The organism is Kineosporia sp. NBRC 101731 (genome assembly GCF_030269305.1).
Taxonomy (GTDB): Bacteria; Actinomycetota; Actinomycetes; order Actinomycetales; family Kineosporiaceae; genus Kineosporia.
In genome coordinates this window covers 73973-90022 of the sequence record NZ_BSTC01000013.1, presented here as the reverse complement: position 1 = coordinate 90022, position 16050 = coordinate 73973, and the positions used below count along the sequence as shown (strand labels likewise).

Annotated in this window: 17 protein-coding genes; 2 read left to right on the top strand and 15 right to left on the bottom strand. The window is 70.4% G+C overall.

Going from position 1 to position 16050, the window contains the following annotated elements; translation table 11 throughout:
• Window positions 1-17: 17 nt before the first annotated feature.
• From QSK05_RS28555 to QSK05_RS28535, 5 genes are all read right to left on the bottom strand, one after another.
• Window positions 18-1367: an NDP-hexose 2,3-dehydratase family protein gene (locus QSK05_RS28555; RefSeq protein WP_285600458.1), complete on the bottom strand. Its 1350-nt coding sequence runs from the start codon at window positions 1365-1367 to the stop codon at window positions 18-20.
• A 4-nt stretch (window positions 1368-1371) separates the two neighbouring features.
• Window positions 1372-2349, bottom strand: coding sequence for a dTDP-glucose 4,6-dehydratase (gene rfbB, locus QSK05_RS28550; RefSeq protein ID WP_285600457.1), 978 nt, complete (start codon window positions 2347-2349; stop codon window positions 1372-1374).
• Window positions 2346-3077, bottom strand: coding sequence for a 3-oxoacyl-ACP reductase FabG (fabG, locus tag QSK05_RS28545; protein WP_285600456.1), 732 nt, complete (start codon window positions 3075-3077; stop codon window positions 2346-2348). The genes rfbB and fabG overlap by 4 nt, the downstream gene beginning before the upstream one ends.
• Window positions 3074-4333: a beta-ketoacyl-[acyl-carrier-protein] synthase family protein gene (locus QSK05_RS28540; protein ID WP_285600455.1), complete on the bottom strand. Its 1260-nt coding sequence runs from the start codon at window positions 4331-4333 to the stop codon at window positions 3074-3076. Before QSK05_RS28540 ends, fabG begins: the two co-directional genes overlap by 4 nt.
• A gap of 213 nt (window positions 4334-4546) precedes the next feature.
• Window positions 4547-5980: an MFS transporter gene (locus tag QSK05_RS28535; protein ID WP_285600454.1), complete on the bottom strand. Its 1434-nt coding sequence runs from the start codon at window positions 5978-5980 to the stop codon at window positions 4547-4549.
• Between the two features lie 122 nt (window positions 5981-6102).
• On the opposite strand from QSK05_RS28535, the gene QSK05_RS28530 reads away from it, so the two are divergent.
• A complete protein-coding gene (locus tag QSK05_RS28530) occupies window positions 6103-6906 on the top strand; it encodes a TetR/AcrR family transcriptional regulator (RefSeq protein WP_285600453.1) in 804 nt (267 codons plus the stop codon).
• Window positions 6907-6916: 10 nt separating this feature from the next.
• Here the strand turns inward: QSK05_RS28530 and QSK05_RS28525 are convergent, their stop codons facing one another.
• Genes QSK05_RS28525 through QSK05_RS28480 form a run of 10 tightly spaced genes read right to left on the bottom strand, consistent with a single transcriptional unit; the run spans window position 6917 to window position 15325 of the window.
• The gene (locus tag QSK05_RS28525; RefSeq protein ID WP_285600452.1) at window positions 6917-7573 is read right to left on the bottom strand and encodes a hypothetical protein; all 657 of its coding nucleotides are present in this window, start codon (window positions 7571-7573) and stop codon (window positions 6917-6919) included.
• Entirely contained in the window at window positions 7573-8520 is a 948-nt protein-coding gene (locus QSK05_RS28520) for a 3-oxoacyl-[acyl-carrier-protein] synthase III C-terminal domain-containing protein (protein WP_285600451.1), read from the bottom strand. Before QSK05_RS28520 ends, QSK05_RS28525 begins: the two co-directional genes overlap by 1 nt.
• Window positions 8517-9488, bottom strand: a complete 972-nt coding sequence (locus tag QSK05_RS28515; protein WP_285600450.1) for a Gfo/Idh/MocA family protein — start codon at window positions 9486-9488, stop codon at window positions 8517-8519. The genes QSK05_RS28520 and QSK05_RS28515 overlap by 4 nt, the downstream gene beginning before the upstream one ends.
• Window positions 9485-10237 (bottom strand): NAD-dependent epimerase/dehydratase family protein, encoded by a 753-nt coding sequence (locus tag QSK05_RS28510; RefSeq protein ID WP_285600449.1) that lies wholly within the window; start codon window positions 10235-10237, stop codon window positions 9485-9487. The genes QSK05_RS28515 and QSK05_RS28510 overlap by 4 nt, the downstream gene beginning before the upstream one ends.
• A gap of 5 nt (window positions 10238-10242) precedes the next feature.
• Window positions 10243-10836, bottom strand: a complete 594-nt coding sequence (locus QSK05_RS28505; protein WP_285600448.1) for an NADPH-dependent FMN reductase — start codon at window positions 10834-10836, stop codon at window positions 10243-10245.
• A gap of 48 nt (window positions 10837-10884) precedes the next feature.
• Window positions 10885-12051, bottom strand: coding sequence for a nucleotide disphospho-sugar-binding domain-containing protein (locus QSK05_RS28500; protein ID WP_285600447.1), 1167 nt, complete (start codon window positions 12049-12051; stop codon window positions 10885-10887).
• A gap of 16 nt (window positions 12052-12067) precedes the next feature.
• On the bottom strand, window positions 12068-13276 hold the full coding sequence (locus tag QSK05_RS28495) for an MFS transporter (protein WP_285600446.1): 1209 nt from the start codon (window positions 13274-13276) through the stop codon (window positions 12068-12070).
• Between the two features lies 1 nt (window position 13277).
• Complete coding sequence (locus QSK05_RS28490) at window positions 13278-14372, bottom strand: beta-ketoacyl synthase N-terminal-like domain-containing protein (protein WP_285600445.1); 1095 nt, start codon at window positions 14370-14372, stop codon at window positions 13278-13280.
• The gene (locus tag QSK05_RS28485; RefSeq protein ID WP_285600444.1) at window positions 14369-14617 is read right to left on the bottom strand and encodes an acyl carrier protein; all 249 of its coding nucleotides are present in this window, start codon (window positions 14615-14617) and stop codon (window positions 14369-14371) included. Before QSK05_RS28485 ends, QSK05_RS28490 begins: the two co-directional genes overlap by 4 nt.
• A 42-nt stretch (window positions 14618-14659) precedes the next feature.
• A complete protein-coding gene (locus QSK05_RS28480) occupies window positions 14660-15325 on the bottom strand; it encodes a response regulator transcription factor (protein WP_285600443.1) in 666 nt (221 codons plus the stop codon).
• A 149-nt stretch (window positions 15326-15474) separates the two neighbouring features.
• On the opposite strand from QSK05_RS28480, the gene QSK05_RS28475 reads away from it, so the two are divergent.
• Window positions 15475-16005: a YceI family protein gene (locus QSK05_RS28475; protein WP_285600442.1), complete on the top strand. Its 531-nt coding sequence runs from the start codon at window positions 15475-15477 to the stop codon at window positions 16003-16005.
• Window positions 16006-16050 lie beyond the last annotated feature (45 nt).

Genomic DNA, 16050 nt, shown 5'->3' with positions numbered 1-16050 from the left:
TCTCCCCTCCACCGTGTTCACCACGTGACGTGCAGACCGGCCAGCAGGCTGCGCATCTCGACGTTGACGTAGTTGCCGTGCTCGAGCAGACGCGTGACCTGGTGCACGGTCAGCCAGCGAAATCCCTCAGGAGCCTCGACCTCGTCGTCGATCTCGATGATCTGGTAACGGTTCAGCGCGTGATGGAACCGGCCGCCCTCCTCGGACTGCACGGTGTCGTACCGCGTCTGCCCACCGCAGAAACCGGCGAACGGTGGATCCTCGGCGTAGTTCCCGGGCCGGTACTGAACGGTCGGCGCGAGTTCGGCGAGATCGAACACCCCGGCACTGGAGCGGGCCTGCAGCAGCAGGTGCAGCACCCCGCCGATGCGGCGCACCAGCAGGGTCACCCGCCCGGGACCCACCGGCGCCAGCAACGGCTGGGTCCACCGCGTCACCTCCCGGTTGCCGGCCCGCACGTCGACGGCGATCACCCGGAAGAACGTGCCCTCGTCGTGGGCGATCTCGTCGTCCGACCGGTGCCAGTGCCCGATGTCGGCCAGAGGCACCACCCGGCGCCGGAACTCGCGCCGGGCGCGGATCTCCGTCAGCCAGCCGAGCACCTCCCCGTCGGTGTGCAGCGACGGGGCGGCCGGTGCCATCGACCGCAGCAGGCCCTCGCGGTACTCCGGTGGCGCGTCGCCCCGGGCCGGGCCGCCGGGCACCCCGAAGGGGATGCAGGACAGCACCGTTCGCGTGTCCATGTTCACCCGGTTGTCGGTGAGCAGCAGCTGGTGCAGCTGACCGATGGTCAGCCAGCAGAAGCCCTCCAGCAAGGGGACGTCGGTGCTCACCTCGACGACCACGTTGCGGTTGCGTTTACCCAGGAACCACGAGGTCTGCTCCGACTGGAGCGAGTCGACGAGCGTCCGGGCGCCGCCCTCGCCGCGGAAGTACTCCAGGTAGGGCACCGCCCGGCCGCCGTGCGCCCCGGTGTAGTTGCTGCGCGTGGCCTGCACCGTCGGGCACAGCTGCAACCCGTCCGGGTTGCCCGGCTCGGCCTTGGCCTGGATCAGGCAGTGCAGCACCCCGCCGAACTCCTTGACCAGGATGCCGAGGATCCCGATCTCGGGCTGATCGATGATCGGCTGCTCCCAGGTCGCGTGATCGGTCTGCACCCGCACGCCCTCGATCGTGAAGAACCGGCCGCTGCGGTGGGCCAGGTTCCCGGTGCGCCCGTCGAAATCCCAGCCGTCCAGGTCGGCGAACGGAATCCGGGTCACCTCGTGCGGGTGCTCCTCGCGCTGCTGTTTGAGCCAGAGGACGAACTCGTCACCGCTGGTGACCCCGTCGTCCACCATTTCCGCGGAGGTGGTGAAACGACCCATTTGATCAGGGTTCCCGATCATCGTCGTGCCCCTTCCACCAGAGGGGGTTGTCGCGGTACCACTGCACCACCGCGGCCAGGCCCGGCCCGAACGGCACCGCCGGCTCGAACCCCAGCTCATCGCGGATCTTCGAATCGTCGAGCGCGTAGCGCAGGTCGTGCCCCTTGCGGTCCGGCACGTTCCGCACCCGGTCCCAGTCCGCGTCGCACAGGGCCAGCAGCCGTTCGGTCATCTCCCGGTTCGACAGCTCGGTGCCGCCGCCCACGTTGTAGACACCGCCCGCCACCCCGCCGGTGAGTACCAGATGCACCGCCCGGCAGTGGTCGTCGACATGGATCCACTCGCGGCGGTTGCCTCCGTCGCCGTACAGCGGCACCGTGCCGTCCGACAGCAGCTGCGTGATGAAGTGCGGGATCAGCTTCTCCGGATGCTGATACGGGCCGTAGTTGTTGGAGCAGCGGGTGATCCGCACGTCCAGGCCGTGGGTGCGCCAGTAGGCCCGGGCCATCAGGTCACTGCCGGCCTTCGACGCCGCGTAGGGTGAGTTCGGCAGCAGCGGCTCGTTCTCGTCCCAGGTGCCGGAGTCGATCGAGCCGTAGACCTCGTCGGTCGAGACGTGGACCACCGGGTGGACGTCGTGGGCCAGGCAGGCGTCCAGCAGGCTCTGGGTGCCGACCACGTTGGTGAGGGCGAACTCCGAGGGGTTGCGCAGCGACCGGTCCACGTGCGACTCGGCCGCGAAGTGCACCACGGCGTCCTGCCCGGGCAGCAGCCGGTCCAGCAGCTCCCGGTCGCGGATGTCACCCTCGGCGAAGGTCAGCCGCGGGCCGTCCGGCGGCAGACTGGAACGATTGCCCGCGTAGGTGAGCTTGTCCAGTACGGTCACGTGCGCACCCTCGTACCCGGCGTACTCGTCGGCGAGCAGCCCGCGCACGTACCGCGACCCGATGAACCCGGCGCCGCCGGTGACCAGGATCCTCATAGCGACAGGCCACCGTCCACGACCAGCACCGAGCCGGTCACGTACCCCGCCTCGACGAGATAGCCGACCGCGTGGGCCACGTCTTCGGCGACACCGAAGCGCTGCAGCGAAAGACGTTCCAGCGCGGAGTTCTTCCGGGCCTCGGTCAGGCCCGACACCATGTCGGTCTGGATGAAGCCCGGCGCGATCGCATTGACCCGCACACCGAACCGGCCGACCTCCTTGGAGAGGGCCTTGGTGAAGCCGAAGATGCCGGCCTTCGAGGCGGCGTAGTTGCTCTGCGCCACGTTGCCGTGGATGCCGACGACCGAGGAGATGTTGACGATGCTGCCCGAACGGCGCCGCACCATCGGGAACGCCGCCGCCCGGCAGACATTGAAGGTGCCACTGAGGTTGATGTCGATGACCGAGTGCCAGTCCTCGTCCTTCATCAGGATCGTTGGGGCGTCTTTGATGATCCCGGCGCTGGTGACGGCCACCTGGATCGGCCCGATCTCCTTCTCCACGGCCGCGACCCACTCGTTCACCGCGGCCGGGTCGGTGACGTCGACCTGCCGGCCGATCGCCTGTGCCCCGGCCTCGGCCACCTCCTTCTCCAGCGAGCGCGCCGAGTCGGCGTCGCGCCGGTAGCAGAAGGCCACGTCGTAGCCGTCGCTGACCAGGCGCAGCACGGTGGCCCGCCCGATGCCGCGGTTTCCGCCGCTGACCAGGGCGATCGGGCGGGTCATGCCGCCACCTTGCCCAGCACCACGACGGCGTTGTTCCCGGCGAACGCCAGGCCGTTGTTCTGCACCACGTTCAGCTCAGCCTCCACGGATTCGTTGGGGACGCAGTCGATCTCGCACTCGGGGTCGGTGACCCGGTGATTGATGGTCGGCGGGATGAAGCCGTGTGTGATGGCCAGGGAGCAAGCGATCGCGCCGAGGGCGCTCGCGGCGCCCATGGTGTGGCCGAGCATCGACTTCAGCGAGATGGTGCGGGGCGGGTCGCCGTCGTAGACGTCGCGGATGGCGCGGACCTCGGTGACGTCGTTGGTCTTGGTGCCGGTGCCGTGGGCGGAGATCAGGTCGACCTCGTCGGGTCGCACGCCGGCGTCGTCGAGGGCGGTGCGCATGCAGCGGGCGATGCTCGACTGCTCCGGCTGCACGGGGTGGTGGGCGTCGCAGCTGAGGCCGTAGCCGAGCACCTCGGCGTGGATGCGGGCGCCGCGGGCCCAGGCCGACTCCAGGCTCTCCAGCACCAGCACGCCGGCGCCCTCGCCGGTGAGGATGCCCTGCCGGTCACGGTCGAACGGGCGGCAGAAGTCGGGGGCGATGGTGCCCAGCCGGTAGAAGGACGTGAACGACTTGCGGCACATGGCGTCGGCGCCGCCGCACAGGGCGATGTCCGCGTCGCCGATCCGGATCGCGTCGAAACCGTTGCCGATGGCGTAGTTCCCGGCCGAGCAGGCGGTGGCCAGGGTGATCGCCTCGACGTCGACGAGATCCAGCTCGCGGGCGACGGCGTGGGAGAGCAGGCCGGCCGCGACCCGGCGGGTGAGGGCCGGGTTCATCGATTCCGGGCCGCCGGTGACCCAGTCGGCGGCCAGCTCGTCCAGGTCGCGGGACTCCCCGTCGGTGGTGCCGATCGAGATGTGCACCGTCTTCTCGCGCAGGTCGTCCTCGGTGAGCATCGCGTCCTGCACCGCCATCCGGGAGGCGGCGACGGAGAACTGCTCGGCCCGGCCCAGCTCGTCCGGGTCGAGCCGCTCGATCCACTTCTCCGGCTCGAAATTGCGCACCTCGCAGCCGTTCGACCATTCGAAGCCGGCCGGGTCGAAGGCACTGATCGGCGAGACGCCGTTGCGGCCGGTGCGCAGGCCCTGCGCGAACTCCTCGGTGCCGATCCCGATGCTCGAGAAGACGCCCATGCCGGTGATGACGACGCGGCGGGACGGATGGCGACGGTCTGCTCGCGAGATTCCGGATTCCGTGGCGCTGTTCATTGGCATGTTCCCCTGTCGGAGGCTGATGGCCGGGAGCCCTTGCGGGGCCGACGAGTCCGGCGCCCTGGACATCACCATCTTCCGTACCGCCAGGCGGCGCCTCAAGGGTTGCACCCTCTAGGTTTTCGCTAGGTCTTCACTCACGCCGGCTTAGAGCAAACGACGAAGGCGCCGTCCCGCAACGGGAACGGCGCCTTCGGGTGGTCGTACGGGTCAGTCGCCGGCGATGATGCGCCGGGTCACGAAGAAGCCGGTGACGAGCAACAGGGCACTGAGCACCACGGAACCGAGGACCACGCCGTGGAATCCGGACACCACGGCACTGGGGAAGCCGCTCGTGGCGATCTGGTCCTCCACGCGGTGGGTGTAGAACGAGCCCAGCACGGCGACGCCCAGGGAGCCGCCCAGACCCCGGAACAGGTTGATCATTCCGCTGGCGGCGCCCAGGTCTTCGATGGGGGCGCTGGCGAAGGTGAGCAGCAGGGAACTCTGCAGCACCAGGCCCGCCCCCACCCCGGTGACGAACGGCAGCAACGACGCGACCGCCGTGGGGGTGCCGGTGTCGAGCAGGAGCAGCAGCGGCACCCCGATCAGCAGCACGATGCCGCCGGCGATGGGGAACGGCCAGTACTTCCCGGTGCGGGTCAGGTAGGGCGCGCTGAGCATCTGCGCGCCGATCATGCCGAACAGGAAGGGCAGCACCAGCAGGCCGCTGGTGGTGGGTGTGACGCCCTTGACGTTCTGCAGGTACTGCGGCAGGTAGACCATCACCACGAGCATCAGGGCCCCGCTGAACAGGCCCAGCACCTGGGCGACGTTGAAGTCGCGCTCGGTGAACAGCACCGGCGGCAGCACCGGGTCGGCCGCACGGCTCTCGATGCGCAGGAGCGAGGCGATCGAGAGCACCGACACCACCAGCAGGATCAGCATCGGCCAGGAACCCCAGCCGTATTCCGGCCCCACCCACTGGGTCAGGGTCAGGCCGACGATACCGACAGCCAGCGCGAGCGCGCCCAGGTAGTCGAACCGGGCGTTGCCCCGCCGCTTTCCGCGGGGAAGGCCGACCAGGGCGGCCGTCAGGGCGAGCGCGCCGATCGGGATGTTGATGTAGAACGCCCAGCGCCAGTTCAGCTGGTCGGTGAGCACGCCGCCCACGAACGGGCCGCTGGCAAGCGCCGCCGTGAGCACCGCCCCGATGGCCGTCTGCAGCTTCACCCGGGTCGGCGGGTCGGAGGCCAGGTCGCCCACCAGCGCGAAGGCACCCACCATGAGCCCGCCCGCGCCGATGCCCTGCACGGCCCGGAAGGTGATCAGCTGCTCCATGGTCTGCGCCGCGCCGGCGAGCACGGAACCGACGACGAAGATGGAGATCGACGTGGTGAAGGTGATGCGCCGCCCGTACAGGTCGCCGAGCTTGCCCCAGACCGGCGTGGTCGCCGCGCTCGTGACCACATAGGCCGTGACCACCCAGGCGAGCAGGTCGAGCCCGCCCAGGTCCTCGACGATCGTGGGCAGCGCCGTACCGACGATCACCTGGTCGAGCGCCGCCATCACCAGGCCCAGCACCAGGGCGCTCACGGGTATGAGCAGGGACGGCCGCGCGACCTCCGGCCCACTCTCCTGCTGGGTTCTCACGCTCTCGGTCATGACGGCCCCCGCGGGGTTGGTAGTGAACTGATGTATTTGAGTACGGCGTACGCGATTGGTTCGACGATACTGACTAAGTACGGTGTACGCAACAAGTGGGCAGGCGCAGGAAAGGGCGGTTCATGAAGGACGAGGTCGGCGAGCCCGTAGACGTGGGCCAGACGGGCGAGGCCGTCGAGGTTGTCGAGCCGGTGAGTATCTGGGCCCGGCCCGAGCGGCCGGTGCGGGCGTCGCGACGGAGCTCGCCGGGGCCGAACCGGTCGTTCAGCCGGTCGCAGATCACGGCCGCCGCCATTCGGATCGCCGACGCCGAGGGGCTGGAGGCGGCATCGATGCGACGGATCGCCGCGGACATCGGCGCGGGAGCGATGACGCTGTACCGGTACGTGCCCCACCGCGAAGACCTCGTCGAGCTGATGATCGACGAGGTGGCCGGCGAGATGGACTTCGACGGGAAGAGCTTCGGCGGCTGGCGCGAGGCCCTGACCGAGATCGCGGTGCAGCGGCGCGCCCTGTGGCTGAAGCACCCCTGGCTGGCCACGCGCATGCCCGGGCATCCGATCTGGGGTCCGAACACGTTGCGGCAGCTGGAGTTCACGCTCTCGGTGTTCGACGGCCACGACCTGCCCGTCGACGAGCTGACCGGCCTGTACACCCTGCTCAGCAGCTACGTCGAGGGGTTCGCCCGGGACGAGGTGGGCTGGGATCAGGAGGCCCTGCACACGCACGTCGACATGCGTGAGTGGATGCGCCGCTCCGCCCCCTACGCCCGGGAGCTCGTCGCCTCGGGCCGGTACCCGCGGTTCTCCCGCATGCTGCACGAGACCGTCACGGCCCACCTGGAACCCGACGCCCGGTTCCACGAGGGCCTGGAACGGGTCATGGACGCCATCCAGGCCTGGCTGCCCGAGAGCGCCCCGTCCTGAACGATTCACCTCACGGTCGATTGCGCAGGACGACGATCCGCCCGGTGTCGGCGGCCGGGTGCACCACGACCACCGCGTACTCGTGCTGCCACCGCGACCAGTGCCGGGCCAGGTCGAGCCACTCCCCGCCGTAGCCCGGTGACCCGGCCGGGCGGTGCACCGTGACGCCGTCCGGCCGGCCGGACGGCTCTTCCCCGGTGACCACCAGCACCGGGCCCCCGGGAGACAGCGCCGCCAGGCGCGTCGTCAGTTCGCCGCCCTGCTCGTCGATCTCGACGGTTCCCGATCCCGGGCCGCCGTCGAAGTGCAGCATCACCGCGCTGCCCACCGGCTGCCCGGGCCCCGGGACCTGGGCCAGCACCAGCAGCGACGACGTGCTGCGCCCGGCCTCGCCGTACGCCTGGGCGATGCCCACGGCCGTGGTGGCCCCCGCCGCCCCCTCACCGGAGACCGCGAAACTGTGCGCGCGTCCACCCGTGCGCATGTTCAGGTACGAGGCAGCGGTGAGGTATCCGCTCGGGTCGTGATCGGGGTAGGCCAGCATCACCAGGTCCGGGCTCAGCGGATCACCCGGGCCCTCGCTCCTCTCCTGGAGCAGCCGGTCGATCAGCTCGACGTGCCCGGCCTCCCCCGAACTCTCGATGCTCGCCGTGGCGTGCAGCCGCATCAGATCTTCCCCTGTTCTGCTCCGGGCACGAGAACCATGGCGGAGAAGGTCATCCCGACCCCGATGGCGACGAACATCAGCGGCCGACCGGGCTCCAGGCGCTTGTCGTCGCGCAGGGTCACGTAGTTGATGAACACGTCCGCGGCCAGGGCGTGGCTGTAGCGGGGGATGTTGTCGAAGAAGAACTTCTCCCGCACCGCATCACTGGTGATCGTGTCGTTCCAGTACACGACGTTCGGGTTCGGCGGGATGATCACCTGGATGTCGTCCATGGTGCAGCCCGCCCCGGCCAGGGCGCCCTCGATCGCGGCGGCCATCGCTCCCGGCCTCGCGGCCGCGGCGGCCCGGAAACCCGCCGCATTGGTGAGCATCCCGCGGTAGTGCTCGCCGGTCGTCCGGGTCGCGAACGAGGTCACCGGCACACCGGTCCCGTTCCAGGCGACCAGGCAGGCGGCGGCCCCGTCGGCGACGATGCACGAGTTCATCACCAGTTTCGCGTCGGGCGAGACCGGCTTGTCACCGGTCACCACCAGCGCCCGGGCGAGAGGGTCACCACCGGCCCGCAACAGCGTGCCCGCCACGTCGATCGCGCTCAGCGAGATCGCACAGTTCTGCTGGGTCAGCGAGATCACCTGCGCGCCGTTCAGTCCCAGTACCTGCCGGACCTGACCGGCGATACCGGCCCGGGCGTCCGCGGTGCCGTGCATCGCGTGCCCGTAGATCACATAGCGGATCGACCGCGGATCGGTGTCGCCCAGCGCGGCTCTCGCGGCGGGCACCATCAGGTCGAGCAGAGACACGTCCGGGTCGTAGTGCATCCGGTCCAGGCCGTGCACCCGCCCGAACATGTGGATCTGCTCGGCGCTCAGCCCGAGCTCCTGCGCGCGGTCCGCCACCGTGACCACGCGCTCCGGCACGTGGAACTCGACGGATTCAAGTGTGATCATCCGACCGGCACCTCCGGGTGCGAGTGGTGCGAGAAATTCCGGATCTCGTCGAGCAGTTCGATCTGCCGCAGGCTGTCGGCGCTCTCCGCCGCACCCGAGCGCACCGCCGTGACGAACGTCTTCAGCAATCGGCCCGTCTGGTCATCGGCGGGCAGGGTGACGCGCTCGCGGGTGCCGTGCCGCTCCAGGGTCACCTCCGGCAGATGGCCGGCCGGGGGTGTGAACGCCCGGTCGACCGTGATCCGGCCCGTACTCCCCCGCAGCTCATAGCTGTTCTGATAGGCGTCGTCCAGGCCGAAGACCAGCTGCGCGCTCACCCCGTCGGGGCGACGCAGCAGAGCTGCCCCACCCAGATCGACCCGGTGATCGCTCCGGCGGGCGGCACCCACCACCCTCAGCTCCGGACCGAGGAAGTGGATCGCCGCGCGCACCGGATAGACCCCGACGTCCCACAACGCGCCCCCACCCAGGTCGGGGTCGTAGCGAATGTCGTCGGCCGGCAGCCGGGGAATGGCGAAAGAAGCCTGAAATGAGCGCAGCTCGCCGATCTCGGCGGCCAGGCGGCGCACCGCCCCGTGCTGGGAGTGATGAACGAACAAGACGTTCTCCATCAGCACCAGCCCGCGACCGGCCGCCAGGGCGATCAGCCGGCGGCTGGTCGCGGCGTCCATGGCGATCGGTTTCTCGGCCAGCACATGCTTTCCGGCCCGCAGTGCCGCCTCCACCCACGGGGCGTGCAGGGCCAGCGGGAGCGGCACGTAGACCGCCTCCACCTCCGCGTCGGCCAGCAGCATCTCGTAGTCCCCGAAGGCCCGGGCCCCGTAGCGGGACGCGAGGCCCTCGGCCCTCGAGGCTCTCCGGCTGGCGATCGCGACCACCCGGATCCCCGGATCGGCCTCCATCGCGGGCAGCATGCGGCGGCGGGCGATCCCCGCCGCCCCCAGCACCCCGATCCGCAGGGGCGTCACGTCGGCGTCCGGGTGGTCTCGGCCGCCACGAAATCATCGAGCACCCGGCGGAAGTAGTCCGGCCCGAAGGCCGGCAACCGGTCCGCCGCCACGAGCGTGCGCAGTTTGCCAATACCCACCCGGTGCGAGGCGCCCGCGTCCTGGAACTCGCGCCGGGCCTGGGTGCCGAGCCGCAGCTCCAGGTGATCGATCACCAGTCCGACCGGAACCGCATACCCGGAGGCGACATTCACGATCTGTTGGCGCGCCCCCGCCGACAGCAGCGCGTCGATGACGCCGACCACGTCGGTCACGTCGACCAGGTCGCGGGTGGCGTGGCGCTGCACGGTGACCGACCCGGAGCGCAACCGGCGCGTCAGGGTGGGCAGCAACTGGTGCTCCGGCTGCCCCGGGCCGACCAGATGCCCCAGCCGCAGTACCAGATGATCGGCGCCCGAACAGCGCACGACCTCTTCCAGCCCGAGCTTGTGCGCCCCGTAAGGGCTTCGCGCGTGCGGTGGATCGCTCTCCAGACCGGGTTTCTCCGATCCGTAGACCCCGGCGGACGCGGTCGAGAAGAACAACAGGGTGCGGCCGGTGTTGCGGCAGCGTTCGGCCGTGCGGCGCACCAGTGCCTCTTCCCGGGCGAAGTCCGCGGCAGACGTGCCGCTGGCCCAGGAGACCCCGGCCGCCAGCGCGATCACGTCCCGGTGCCGGTTCTCGAGGGTTGCGAGATGCCGGGCCAGGAATCCGGTTCCGATGACGTCCACGGGACTCAGACGTTGTACGGCCGGGCGCGGCGGGCGTCGCGCAGCGCGACGCCCCACCAGACCAGCTGATCGAGCAGCACCTTGGCCGCGGCCTCGCTGCCCTCCGGGCTGGACGGCTCACCCTCATGGGTGAAGTCGTTCCAGGCGTGATGGAAACTCACCGCGTCACGCACCGTCATGGCGTGCAGCTCGGCGAAGATCTGCCGCAGGTGCTCCGCGGCCCGCAGACCACCGCTCAGCCCGCCGTACGAGATCAGGCCCACCGGCTTGGCCGCCCACTCCGAGCGGTACCAGTCGATCGCGTTCTTCAGCGCGGCCGGCGGGGCGTGGTTGTACTCCGGCGTGACCACCACGTAAGCGTCTGCCCGTTGCAGTCTTTCGCCCAGCGCGTTCTTCACCGGGGCGACCTCGACCGGCGGCTCCTCGCCGAAGTCGGGCATCCGCAACGGCAGCGGGTACTGCTCCAGGTCGATCACATCGACCGTGACGGCGCTGTGATCGCGGGTCTGCCCGGCGAACCACTGCGTCACGGCCGGGCCGAAACGCCCTGCGCGCACGCTCCCGATGATGACGGCGAGCTGGATCGGCTCCTGCGACATGGTTCACCTTCCCGAGTGTTCGGTTCACAAAAAGATGGAGGACGCCGCTCAGCTCAGCTTCTCGAGCACGGAGACCACCGCGGACGGCGTGCTCATCGCGGCGATCTGCGCGGCCGCCTCGCGGGCCCGCTCGGTGTAGGAGGGCTGCTTGAGCACCTCCTGGCAGGCATCGGCGACCGCCCCCGGGTCGTCGGCCGCCTCCGATGCGGTCAGGCACACGGCGGCACCGTGACGGGCGATGCGCTCGGCGCCCAGGCCCGGCACCGCGCCCTGCGGGATGATCACCTGGGGCACGCCCGCGCTCAGGCCGGTCAGGGCGGTGGTGCCGCCGCCGTGGTGGATCAGCAGGTCGCAGCTGCCCACCATGACGTCCAGCGGGATCCAGCCGGCCTGCACCCCGGGCAACGCGGCTCCGATCGCCAGCGCCGACTCGTCCGGCGCCGCCACCAGCAGGTCGACGTCGAGCGTGCGGGTCACCTCGGCCACGGCCAGCAGCAGTTCGTAGCCGTGGCGCCGGAAGTCGCCCTGCGGGGCGTCGGCGCGGACCCGGCTGCCGGTGGTCAGGCAGACCCGGGGCCGGTCCTCACGGGTGTACATCCACGGTTCCAGGGCCCGCTGACCGTTCGTGGGCACCCAGCGCATCGGTACCCGTCTCCCGGCGGGCAGGGTCTGGTCGGGGGCCAGGGCGGGTGGGCAGACGTCGATGAAGACCTCCGGCACCGGCAGGGTGTCCAGCCCCAGCTCGGCCAGCTCGGGCAACAGCTCACGCACCGCGCCCTCGTCCACGCCCGAGGCGTCGATGGCGTCCCAGGCGTGCCGCACGTAGGGCACCCCCAGACGCCGGGCCAGCAAACCGGCCGCGTACGACATCGTGCCGCCGACCACCACGTCCGGTTTCCAGACCCGGGCCATCCGCTCCAGCGGGCCGAGCCATTCGGCCGACATCCGGGCGAACCATTCCCCGGTGAAGGCCACCTGACCGGCCGGGTCGGTGGGGATGTCGACCGGGTCGCCGAAGCGGTCGGCGTAGATGAACCGGGTGATCGGGGCCGAGCTCACGGAGACCGCGGGCAGCCCGGAACCGGTGATCGCCGGCACGACGTCGTCGTTGGCGGCCATCACCACCTGGTGGCCGGCGTTGCGGGCCGCGGTGGCCAGCGGCGCCAGGGCGTAGGCGGTGGCGAGACCGCCTCCGGCGACGAAGAGGATGCGCATGGAGGGTCTTCCTTCCTCAGCTCGGGATCTGGTTGCGGCCCGGGTTCGGGCGCAGGCCGATCAGGGCGACGATCAGTCCCACCCCACCGGCCGCCGCGATCAGCGCGACCAGGGTCCGGGTCTCGTCCGCGGTGACCAGCACGCCGGCGACGATCACCGAGACCACCGCCCCGGCCTGCACGGTGGCCTGGTAGATCGAGCTCGATCCGGCCGGAAGGCCCCGGGTGGCCTGGACGTTCAGGGCGGCGAAAGCGAGGACGAAGGACACGGCCAGCAGGAGCAGGGTGGGGAGCACGTCGGTCGCGTACGAGTGCGGCAGAACGGGTCGCAGGTACAGCAGAGAAGCGAACGGCAGTACCGCCGCCCCCAGGGCGATGAGCCGCGGCGGACCGAACCGGCGCACCATCCGCCCGGAGGTCAGCGCCGAGAGCGCCAGGGGCGCCCCGGCCGGCAGCAGGGCCAGCGCGGTGTGCCCGGGCCCCCAGCGCAGACCGTTCTGCAGCTGGAACGTCAGGAGGAAGAGCAGCCCCAGGTACGAGCCGTTCAGCACGGCCGCGCCCAGCGCGGCCCGCACCAGGCGAGGGTCCGGGAACCTTCGGCGACCCGGCCGGGGCGAGGTGGGCGTCCTCCATATGTCGCCGTCCCGGGGGATCACCCGGCGGCCGAGCTCCGCCAGCACCAGCACCACGGGGGCCGGGAAGGCCAGCGCCAGACGCCAGCTGACCTCGGTGAGCAGGCCGGTGGAGACCAGACCGACGAGAAATCCGCAGGCCCCGCAGAACGTGTAGACGGAGACCGCCCGGTCGCGTTCGGGCCCCTGCGGGTAGGACGAACCGATGATCGCCAGCCCGGTGGGAGCGGTCAGCGCCGCGCACACGCCCTTGACCAGGCGTGTGAGGGTCAGCACGGCCGGGCCCGAGGCGAGGGCCGCCACCAGCGAGGCCAGGGCGAAGACCACCAGCGCGGCCAGATACACCCGCCGCCGGCCGAAACGCCCGACCACCCGCGGCCCGACCAGCAGCAGGCCCCCGAAGCCGAGGGCGAACCCGGACATCATCCACTGCAGGCTGCTCGGCGAGAGGTCCAGATCTCTTCCCAGGGAAGGCATCACGACGATCATCGCCGACACCTCGAGGGCGTCCACGAGCATGTTCCCCGCGAGTACCAGCAGCAGGGTGCGGGGCCGAAGACGCAGCCCCGTCCGGGCCGCCGTCAGCTGGGTCATCTCAGGCCGCCGCTCCCAGTCGCAACACGGCCACCGCCACGCTCCCGACCGGGTCGACCGAGGAGACCAGGGCGATCCGCCCGGCGGCCGCGGGGTCCTGCCCGGCCAGACTCAGCACGCCGGCCAGCTGGAACGAGGCCGAGACCGCGTGCGTCTCCCCGACCAGATCGGTGACCGGGTCGAGCACCGAGTCCTCACCGAAGAGTTCCCGCAGCACCCGGATCTCGTCCGCGGCGGCCGGGGTGTCACCACCCGACGGGCTCACCACCCAGACCTGTGAGGCATCGAGATGGGCCGTTGCCAGGGCCTTCTCGACACATCGCCGGACAGAGCGGGACCAGTCGGGGCCGGAGTGGATCTCGGTGCGGATCGTCAGCAGTTCGGCCAGCGGCTCGACGGCGGGCTGCGTGGTGAGGGCGAACATCGCACACCCCTCACCCAGCACCTGCTCATCGGTTCCGGTGTCACGGCTGTGATGGGAGATCCACGAGCGGGCGGCGGAGTACTCCTCGGCCGCGCCGCAGAGCACCGACGCGGCTCGTTCGGTGAGCAACAGCCGACGGGCGTAGTTCAGCGCCAGCAGACCCGAAGACCGGCCCGCCGCCACGGTCGCGTTCGGCCCCTTGAGCCCGTGCCAGATGGCGCACTGACCGGCGGCGCCGTTCATCACGGCATAGGGAATCGCCCCGGACTCGATGTGGAACGGCTTGTCGCCGGTGAGCCCGCTGCGGGTGAGATCGATGGCGCTCTGGGCACTTCCGAGCGTGGTGCCGAGCACCAGGCCGAACGTGTCCTGCGCCCCCAAGGGCTCGCCCAGTTCTTTCAGCAGGTTGCCCGACGTGGTCACGGCCAGGCCGGTCATCCGGTTCATGGTGCGGGTGCCCTTCTTGCCCAGCACCGCCCGCACGTCGAAGTCCGGCACCAGGCAGGCCCGGCCGTCCGGCACCTGCCAGTGGTCCCGGTCGATCACCGCGCTGGTGGCCCGCGCCTGACCGACCCCGTCGGCGAAGCTGGCCCGGCCCGTACCGAACGGCGAGACGGCCGACCAGCCGACGATACTCACCCGTGGGTGCTCCGTCGGGGTACTGGTGCTCACCGGCCCGACTCCGCCACGACGTCGTAGACCCCGGCGAGGTTGACCAGCCGCGGAACCTCGTTCTGCGGGATGCTGACCTTGAGGTTCACCTCGAGCGCCGAGAGGATCTCGATCAGCCGCATCGAGTCGGCGTCGTGATCGTCGATGAACAGGCTGGTGTCGGTCACCTCGTCGTCCTCGACCTCGAGGATCCGGCAGACGATGTCCTTGATCTGCTGCTTCTCGTCCAGGGGGATCGCGGTCATGGCAGAACACTCCGATTCATCAGTGGTTTTCGTGGGGGTGTTTCAGTGCGCGGCGAGCCGGAAGCCCACACCCCGCACGGTCTCGATGGCGTCGGGCTCGCCCAGCTTGCGGCGCAGGCCGACCATGTGGACCCCGAGCGTGCGGGTGTCACCGGCACCGTCGTGGCCCCAGACCTCGGTCATGATGTCCTCGCGCCCGAACACCCGGCCCGGGTCGGAGGCCAGCAGGGCCAGGATGTCGAACTCCTTGCGGGTCAGGTTCACGTGGCGGTCCTGCACCCGCACGCTGCGGCCCCGCACGTCGATGCGGATGGCCCGGGAGTTCCCGGCCGGCACGACCGCCCTCTCCCAGTCACCGGTCACGCGGCGCACCACGGCCTCCAGCCGGGCACCCAGCTCACGCAGGCCGAAGGGCCGCACCAGGAAGTCGTCGGCGCCGAGCTTCAGGCCCAGGATCCGGTCGAGTTCGTCGTCGTGGCTGCTCACGAGCACGATCGGCACCAGGCACCGGGTGCGCAGTTCCCGCACCAGGGCCAGCCCGTCGATCCCGGTGTGCATGAGGTCGACCACCACGGCGTCCACCTCGTGGCAGCGATCCACCGCCTCGGTGCCCAGTACGTCGACCTCCACCAGCCAGCCGAGTCTTCGCAGGCCGGTCGTCAGCTCGGTGACGAAGTCCCGGTCCTCGGCCATCAGCAGAACCCGCATGTCCCCCAGCTCCCACCCTCGGCCCGTCGCTTGTCCCGAGAGCATGCGACGCCCTTCTCCAGACGCGCTTGAGAAACGCTTGGGGAGAACGTCGCGATACGATCGTCCCGATCGACCGCCCGGGAATCCCCTTCCAGAAAGAGATTTCTGTGACCACCAGCAGTCAAGTCCAGCTCCCGACCGTCGGTACCTACGTTCTCGACACCGATCGTTCGGCCATCCGCTTCAGCACCCGGCACATGTTCGGGCTGCAGAAGGTCGAGGGCACCTTCGCCCTGGTCTCCGGCACCGTCACGATCGCCGACCCACTCACCGCCTCCAGCGCCCAGGCCGTCGCCTCCACCGAGAGTTTCGCCAGCGGGCAGGATCTGCGCGACCAGCACGTCAAGGCCGAGAAGTTCCTGCACGCGGCCGAGCACCCGACCATCTCCTTCACCTCCACCGAGGTCGTCGAGACACCGGCCGGCTGGCTGCTGCGGGGCCAGCTCACGGTGCGCGCGGTGACCGCCCCGATCGAGTGGACCGTCACCGAATCCACTATCACCGCAGGGTCGTTCACGGCCGTCTGCACCGCCTCGGTCGACCGGTACGCCTTTGGCATCGACGCCTCCAAGGGCATGGCCGGCCGGCACCTGAAGCTCGAGCTGACCGCAACTGCGGTGCTGCCGGAAGCTTCTTGACAAACCGCTCCTGAGGATCGCACCGTTTCAGCGGACCGACACACC

Excerpts from the sequence above, each read along its gene's own strand:
- QSK05_RS28555 (WP_285600458.1), bottom strand. The coding sequence starts at position 1,367 with ATGGGTCGTTTCACCACCTCCGCGGAAATGGTGGACGACGGGGTCACC.
- rfbB (WP_285600457.1), bottom strand. The coding sequence starts at position 2,349 with ATGAGGATCCTGGTCACCGGCGGCGCCGGGTTCATCGGGTCGCGGTAC.
- fabG (WP_285600456.1), bottom strand. The coding sequence starts at position 3,077 with ATGACCCGCCCGATCGCCCTGGTCAGCGGCGGAAACCGCGGCATCGGG.
- QSK05_RS28540 (WP_285600455.1), bottom strand. The coding sequence starts at position 4,333 with ATGAACAGCGCCACGGAATCCGGAATCTCGCGAGCAGACCGTCGCCAT.
- QSK05_RS28535 (WP_285600454.1), bottom strand. The coding sequence starts at position 5,980 with ATGACCGAGAGCGTGAGAACCCAGCAGGAGAGTGGGCCGGAGGTCGCG.
- QSK05_RS28530 (WP_285600453.1), top strand. The coding sequence starts at position 6,103 with ATGAAGGACGAGGTCGGCGAGCCCGTAGACGTGGGCCAGACGGGCGAG.
- QSK05_RS28525 (WP_285600452.1), bottom strand. The coding sequence starts at position 7,573 with ATGCGGCTGCACGCCACGGCGAGCATCGAGAGTTCGGGGGAGGCCGGG.
- QSK05_RS28520 (WP_285600451.1), bottom strand. The coding sequence starts at position 8,520 with ATGATCACACTTGAATCCGTCGAGTTCCACGTGCCGGAGCGCGTGGTC.
- QSK05_RS28505 (WP_285600448.1), bottom strand. The coding sequence starts at position 10,836 with ATGTCGCAGGAGCCGATCCAGCTCGCCGTCATCATCGGGAGCGTGCGC.
- QSK05_RS28500 (WP_285600447.1), bottom strand. The coding sequence starts at position 12,051 with ATGCGCATCCTCTTCGTCGCCGGAGGCGGTCTCGCCACCGCCTACGCC.
- QSK05_RS28495 (WP_285600446.1), bottom strand. The coding sequence starts at position 13,276 with ATGACCCAGCTGACGGCGGCCCGGACGGGGCTGCGTCTTCGGCCCCGC.
- QSK05_RS28485 (WP_285600444.1), bottom strand. The coding sequence starts at position 14,617 with ATGACCGCGATCCCCCTGGACGAGAAGCAGCAGATCAAGGACATCGTC.
- QSK05_RS28480 (WP_285600443.1), bottom strand. The coding sequence starts at position 15,325 with ATGCGGGTTCTGCTGATGGCCGAGGACCGGGACTTCGTCACCGAGCTG.